The following is a 666-nucleotide window of genomic DNA, read 5'->3' as shown; positions in this document are numbered from 1 at the left end:
GAGCTAGTTGTAATAGCCACTTCTAGAAACGCCTGCCATTTCACAAAGCCAATAGATATTAAGCTCATTATTATCTCGCAATGTCATTTCTTCGATGTGTCTGAATTTTTCTTCTGGCGTTGCTTCTGTTTTTCCTTCCATTCTGCCTGTCTGTCTAGAAATTCTGTTTTTTTTAGAAATTCATTCTCTTGTTTTAGGTACCTTATTTGATGTTCTAACCGTTTTATTCGGTCGGTATCAGATAATTCTTTAGTGGAAAGACGACCAGAACTTTTACCTCTCAGATCTTGATAGCCATCTAATCGCGCTGCATAATCCTTAATTCTTTGAACCAGACTGCTCTTTCTTCTTTGACCTAAAAAAGTCGGATCAATTCCCATATCACGCAGTATAGCTGATGGTCCTTTTCCAGTTTGGTATTCCTGATAAAAACGTTCTTTAAATTCTTTTGTGTAAGAAATAGTGGTTTCACTCACTTTCTCGATGAAAGGATTGGACCTTAGTTGTTTTTGTTGTTCTTCTGAAAATTTATTTTTCCCCATATTGCATCCTCCCCTGTTCCAATAATTAAAATATAACAAAAAAAAGACCCTGCAAAACAGAGTCAGTAAAAAAATCAAGAACAATACTCTTTTTTAAACTGTCTATTCTACAGGGTCCATTTTA

Annotated in this window: 1 protein-coding gene; it reads right to left on the bottom strand. The window is 35.1% G+C overall.

Annotated features, from left to right (window positions below; translation table 11 throughout):
* Window positions 1-83: 83 nt before the first annotated feature.
* Entirely contained in the window at window positions 84-542 is a 459-nt protein-coding gene (locus ACERII_RS25875) for an HTH domain-containing protein (RefSeq protein ID WP_373645868.1), read from the bottom strand.
* Window positions 543-666: the final 124 nt, after the last annotated feature.

Origin of the sequence: Evansella sp. AB-rgal1 (assembly GCF_041820985.1) — a bacterium.
In the GTDB taxonomy this organism is placed as follows: domain Bacteria; phylum Bacillota; class Bacilli; order Bacillales; family Salisediminibacteriaceae; genus Evansella.
This window is presented reverse-complemented; position numbering and strand designations above follow the sequence as displayed.